The organism is Micromonospora maritima (genome assembly GCF_902825405.1).
Lineage (GTDB): Bacteria > Actinomycetota > Actinomycetes > Mycobacteriales > Micromonosporaceae > Micromonospora > Micromonospora maritima.
On the sequence record NZ_CADEAU010000393.1, the window covers coordinates 1 to 4,966 of the forward strand.

The 4,966-nt window shown below is 71.5% G+C and carries 8 protein-coding genes and 1 tRNA gene; 6 read left to right on the forward strand and 3 right to left on the reverse strand.

Going from position 1 to position 4,966, the window contains the following annotated elements; genetic code table 11:
• A partial coding sequence (locus tag HUW36_RS25325) for a PDGLE domain-containing protein (RefSeq protein ID WP_246248317.1) occupies positions 1-293 on the reverse strand: 293 nt, incomplete at its 3' end.
• Complete coding sequence (locus tag HUW36_RS25330; RefSeq protein ID WP_091580891.1) at positions 290-1,009, reverse strand: energy-coupling factor ABC transporter permease; 720 nt, start codon at positions 1,007-1,009, stop codon at positions 290-292. The genes HUW36_RS25325 and HUW36_RS25330, both read right to left, overlap by 4 nt.
• A gap of 123 nt (positions 1,010-1,132) precedes the next feature.
• Here HUW36_RS25330 and bcp point away from each other — a divergent pair, with 123 nt between their 5' ends.
• The 6 genes from bcp to HUW36_RS25355 all read left to right on the forward strand — a co-directional run bounded on the left by bcp (position 1,133) and on the right by HUW36_RS25355 (position 4,049).
• The gene (gene bcp / locus HUW36_RS25335; protein ID WP_174530458.1) at positions 1,133-1,603 is read left to right on the forward strand and encodes a thioredoxin-dependent thiol peroxidase; all 471 of its coding nucleotides are present in this window, start codon (positions 1,133-1,135) and stop codon (positions 1,601-1,603) included.
• Between the two features lie 88 nt (positions 1,604-1,691).
• A tRNA-Leu gene (locus tag HUW36_RS25340) sits at positions 1,692-1,766 on the forward strand.
• Between the two features lie 110 nt (positions 1,767-1,876).
• Positions 1,877-2,131, forward strand: a complete 255-nt coding sequence (locus HUW36_RS34615; RefSeq protein WP_246248318.1) for a FitA-like ribbon-helix-helix domain-containing protein — start codon at positions 1,877-1,879, stop codon at positions 2,129-2,131.
• Complete coding sequence (locus HUW36_RS25345) at positions 2,128-2,529, forward strand: type II toxin-antitoxin system VapC family toxin (protein ID WP_174530459.1); 402 nt, start codon at positions 2,128-2,130, stop codon at positions 2,527-2,529. Before HUW36_RS34615 ends, HUW36_RS25345 begins: the two co-directional genes overlap by 4 nt.
• A gap of 124 nt (positions 2,530-2,653) precedes the next feature.
• Entirely contained in the window at positions 2,654-3,400 is a 747-nt protein-coding gene (locus tag HUW36_RS25350; RefSeq protein ID WP_174530460.1) for a phosphotransferase, read from the forward strand.
• A gap of 79 nt (positions 3,401-3,479) precedes the next feature.
• Positions 3,480-4,049: a GNAT family N-acetyltransferase gene (locus HUW36_RS25355; protein ID WP_174530461.1), complete on the forward strand. Its 570-nt coding sequence runs from the start codon at positions 3,480-3,482 to the stop codon at positions 4,047-4,049.
• A 42-nt stretch (positions 4,050-4,091) separates the two neighbouring features.
• Here HUW36_RS25355 and HUW36_RS25360 read toward each other — a convergent pair.
• Positions 4,092-4,966 (reverse strand): expansin EXLX1 family cellulose-binding protein (locus HUW36_RS25360; protein WP_174530462.1); only part of this gene is annotated, 875 nt, incomplete at its 5' end.

Genomic DNA, 4,966 nt, shown 5'->3' on the forward strand with positions numbered 1-4,966 from the left:
CGGGCGGGCAGGCGAAGCGGATCGGGGCGGTGGGGTGGGTGCCCAGGCCGGCGGAGACGTGCAGCCAGGAGTCCGAGCCGGGCCAGCGGGCTGTCCGCCAACTCGTGGTCCCTGGCCTGCTGGGCCGGGCAGCTACCGCCGGTGATCTCGTCGTCGGCGTTCACCGTGCAGCCCTTGAGCAGCGACGAGTCGAGCCCGTCCGGGTGCGACGAGGCGTAGTTGCTGACCACGCCGGCCAGCAGCAACGCCACCAGCAGGCCACCGAGGAGGAACGGCCAGGAACGCTTGCTCATCGGGCACCTCCGGCGACCGGGACGGCGGGAGCCGGCACGGCCGGCTTGAGGGCGCGCAGCGCGTACACCAGGTCGGGGCGGACCTTGGCGACGGTGACCACGGTGGTCGCCGTGATCAGGCCCTCGCCGATGCCGATCAGCAGGTGCGCGACGGCCATCGTGCCGGCCAGCCCGCCCAGGTTGCCGCCGAGGTCGGTGGTGCCGCCCAGCCAGTACTGGAGCACGAAGCCCTGGGACGCGACCACGACGCTGACCAGCGCGGAGACGAAGGCGGTGACCGCCAACCCGGCCGGCGTACGCGGCAGCACCCGCAGCAGCAGCGCGATCAGCAGGTAGGCGGCGGCGGTGCCGAGGATCGCCATGTTGGTGATGTTGAGGCCGAGCATCGCCACCCCGCCGTCCCCGAACACCAGCGCCTGCACGACCAGCACCACGGCCACGCAGAGCGCGCCGACCCAGGGCCCGACCAGCAGCGCGGCGAGCGCGCCGCCGAGCAGGTGGCCGCTCACCCCGGCGGTGAAGATCGGAAAGTTGAGCATCTGCACGGCGAAGATGAACGCGGCCACCAGACCGGCCATCGGCGCCAGCCGGTCGTCGAGGTCGGCCCGACCGCGCAACACGCAGAACGTGAGCGCGGCGAGCGCGAAGGCCGCGAAGATCGCGGCGACGGGACCGTCGATGATCCCGTTGGAGATGTGCATCGCCAGGGTTTCCACGAGGTGAGCCTATTTCCGGGAGGGGGTTGTTGCCAATCCCTTGCAACAACGCATGGTGATCATCACCGTCGGCCGGGTGTCGACGGCGGTCACCGGCGCAGGGGCGGCGGTATCGTCACCGCCATGACCGACCGCCTGAAGCCCGGTGACCCCGCCCCCGAGTTCACCCTGCCCACCGACGACGGCGGGACCCTGTCCCTGACCGACCTGCGCGGCCGCAAGGTCATCCTGTACGCGTACCCGGCCGCCATGACCCCCGGCTGCACGAAGCAGGCGTGCGACTTCCGCGACTCGCTCGCCTCGTTGCAGTCCGCCGGCTACGAGGTGGTGGGCCTCTCGCCGGACAAGCCGGCGAAGCTGGCCAAGTTCCGCGACCGGGACGCCATCACGTTCCCGCTGGTCGCCGACGAGGACAAGGCGGTGCTGACCGCGTACGGCGCGTACGGCGAGAAGCAGATGTACGGCCGCACGGTCACCGGCGTGATCCGCTCCACGTTCGTGGTGGACGAGGAGGGCCGGATCGCGCACGCGTTCTACAACGTCAAGGCCACCGGCCACGTCGCCAAGCTGCGCCGCGACCTCGGGCTCGACTGACAGCCCTCGCGGACGGCCGTGCGCCGACGGTCGTGGCCCCGGACGTGGTTTACGATCCTTGGGCCGTGACACTGGTGTGCACGGTGATGGGGCCGTAGCCCAATTGGCAGGAGGCATGCGGTTTAGGTCCGCACCAGTGCGGGTTCGAGTCCCGCCGGCCCCACGTGCTTCTCTGAGATGCGGTTCCTGGTTACCGCAGCCGCCATCCGAACCGGCTGGCCGACGGTGCGAGTCTTTCCTCCCAACGAGCGATGCTGCATGCATAATGAATGCATGGTCGCTCTCCAGATTCGGGACGTGCCAGAGGAAGTGCGAGACGCCTTGGCGGCGCAGGCCAGGGCGCGTGGGCAGTCCCTCCAGGCGTACCTGCTGGAGCTGGTGGAGACGCAGGCTCGACGGCTAGGCAACACGGCGGCCCTTGATCGCTTCGCCGGCCGCTCGGACGGTGCTCGCTCCCTGCCAGGGGAGAGTGCCGCCGAGTTGAACGACCAGCGGGAGCAGCGCGGGCCGTATGGCAGCGCAGCGTGATCGTTGTGGACGCGTCGGTTCTGGCCGATGCCTTGGTCGATGACGGCCCGGTTGGCGACGCGGCGCGGGCGGAGCTGACCGCGGATCCGCACTGGGCCGCGCCGAGCCATCTTCTGGTCGAGGTCATGTCGGTGATCAGAGGCAAGGTCCTCGGCAGGAAGCTGGGCCTTGCTCGGGCACAGGAGGCAATCGACACCCTGCCCTCGTTGGTCATCGATGAGGTTGGTGTCGCGATGCTGCTTGACCGGATGTGGCAGTTGCGGGGCAACGTCACGGCGTATGACGCAGCCTACGTTGCTGCGGCGGAGTTGCTGGCCTGCCCACTCGTGACCGGTGATGGTCGGCTCGCCAAGGCAAACGGCGTCCGCTGCGAGATCCGATTGCTCGCGGCGTCCTGACGGTGGCCGCCTGAACGTAATTGGCCTGACGCCGCCGCCTCTGATCATGGTCGCGGTCCATACTCGTCGGGTGAATCCCGGACGGTCTTCTCCCGAGAGGGAGGTCCCGCTTCCGGCGGGCCGGATGACGCAGGGCATCAGTCGGCTCGGAGGACACCTCCTGCGGCCTACGGGCCCGTGGTCCGGTGCGGTACACGAGTACCTGCGATACCTGGAGACTGCGGGATTCGACGGGGCGCCGCGGTTCCTCGGGCTCGACGGAGACCGCGAGATCCTCACCTTCATCGACGGCGACGTGCCGGTCGACCCGGACTGGCGGCCGGGAACGGTACAGCGACTGCCGGACTACGCCCGGTCCGAGGCCGCTCTGGTCACCACGGCGATGCTCGTGCGACAGCTCCACGACGCCGCACGTGGCTTCCCACCCGCCGACACGGAGTATCGCTTCGTGCCGCGTCCGCCCCGGGCGGATGAGATCGTCTCGCACGGTGACCTCGGGCCGTGGAACACCGTCTATCGGAACGGGCTGCCGGTCGGGTTCATCGACTGGGACGCGTCGGGCCCGGTCGATCCCCTGGTCGACCTGGCCGCGGCGGCGTGGGAGTTCGTGCCGCTCGCGCCGCCGGAACAGCTACGCGCGGCCGGGTTCGGCCCCGCACCGGACATCGCCGCCCGCCTGCGGCTGTTCGTCGGTGCGTACGGCCTCGATGATCGGTCCGCGGTGGTGCCCGCGCTGCAGCAGTGCCGGCTGCTCGCCGCCGAGCGGATCAAGCACGCTCCCGTCGATGCGGCGGAAGCCGCCGAGGCGCTCGAACACCTCGCCCGCGAACTTCGCTGGCTGCACTCCGTCAGCTCGCAGCTCAGCCGGTGACCACCGGCTCCACGAGGGGTCGTGTCACGAGGGTCACCAACTGCCCCGATCCGCGGCCGCTGTGCCCCAGGATGGCCAGGTGGACCTGCGTTTCGTACTCGACCCCGACCTCACCCCTGAGCTGTGCGAACAGCTAATCGACCTCTGGGTCGACGTGACGAACGCCGGCGGCGCGGTCGGCTTCGTCGCCCCGGTCACCGAGGACGAGGTGCGGCCGGTCGCCGAGTCGACGCTCGCCGAGATCGTCGGCGGTCCGGACCGGCTGCTGGTCGGCTACGCGGGCGAGCGGCTGGTCGCCGTCCTGATCGTCGCGGACAACCGGTTCCACCTGAAGACGCACTGGCGGGTGCTCAAGCGCGTCATGGTGCACCCTGACGCCCAGGGCCACGGTTACGGCGCGGCGTTGATGCGCGAGGCGGAGCGGGTCGCCCGCGCCATGGGCGTGGAGGCGCTGCACGTGACCGTCCGCGACGGCCTCGGCCTGGACCGCTTCTACCGGCGTCTGGGCTACCGGGAGATCGGCCGTCTCCCGGCCGCGCTCCGCCTCTCCCGCACCGACTCCCGCGACGAGATCCTCATGTGGCTCGACCTCCCCGCACGCCCCGGATCCGTCGATCACGGAGTGATGGCACCTGACACAGTCCGCTGACCCGACATCCGAGGCACCACCACTCCATGATCGACGAACGGGTCAGGCGCATCCGGTGGGGGCGGCGGCCGCCACGAGGGGCGCGGACTCGGACGCGGGGGGCGCAGCCGGCGGCGGGATGGACCGGGCCGGGGACACGCTGGTGGTGCGGACGGACGGGGAGCGGGACGGCTTCGCCGGCCTGGTGGTCGTGGCGGCGGCCCCCGCGCCGTACATCCGGACCGTGCTGCGCTGCACCTGCCCCGGTGCCATCCGGATGCCGGTCGCGGTCGCACGGTGCCCGTACACGTCGGTGACCCGGATCGTGTACGGGCCCGGGCCGGCCCCGGAGGGGATCAGCCAGTAGTTGTAGTTCTCGCGGTCCGCCGCCCGCCACGCCCCGTCCTGCCGGACCTCGACCGAGCGCAACGGGTTGCCGTGGTCGCCGACCAGGACGGCGAACCACCACTGGGACGCGCCTTCCTTGATCCGGAAGGTGAGCGGGCCGGGCAGTGCCGGGTCCACCACCGCCCGGTAGGTGACCCGGACGACGCCCTGCACGGGGTCGGCGATCCGCGCGAACGCCTCGGCGGAGAGGTCGAGGTGGCCGGGCGCGCACTCCGGGCACTGGTCCATGACGAGCACCCGGACGGTGCCGCGCGGGCCGGTGACGTCGAGGAAGCCGCCGCAGGACGCACCGGCCGCGTACTCGCTCGGACCGAGCGCGACGTAGAGCCGGTTGGCGGGCGCGGCGGGTCGGGAGCAGTTGCCGCCGGCACCCTTCGAGTCGTAGAACGTGGCCTTCCCGGTGTGCGCGCCGGCACCGACGGGCAGAGCGGCACCGACCGGGAGCGGGGCACCGACGGGCGGAGCGGCGCAGGCGGGGGCGGCGCCGCCGCGTACCGCGAGGGTCACGGCGACCACGGCGGCGAGCGCGG

Bases quoted from the DNA above. Each gene is read 5' to 3' on its own strand.
- bcp (WP_174530458.1), top strand. From the start codon at position 1,133: ATGACCGACCGCCTGAAGCCCGGTGACCCCGCCCCCGAGTTCACCCTG.
- HUW36_RS34615 (WP_246248318.1), top strand. From the start codon at position 1,877: ATGGTCGCTCTCCAGATTCGGGACGTGCCAGAGGAAGTGCGAGACGCC.
- HUW36_RS25350 (WP_174530460.1), top strand. From the start codon at position 2,654: ATGACGCAGGGCATCAGTCGGCTCGGAGGACACCTCCTGCGGCCTACG.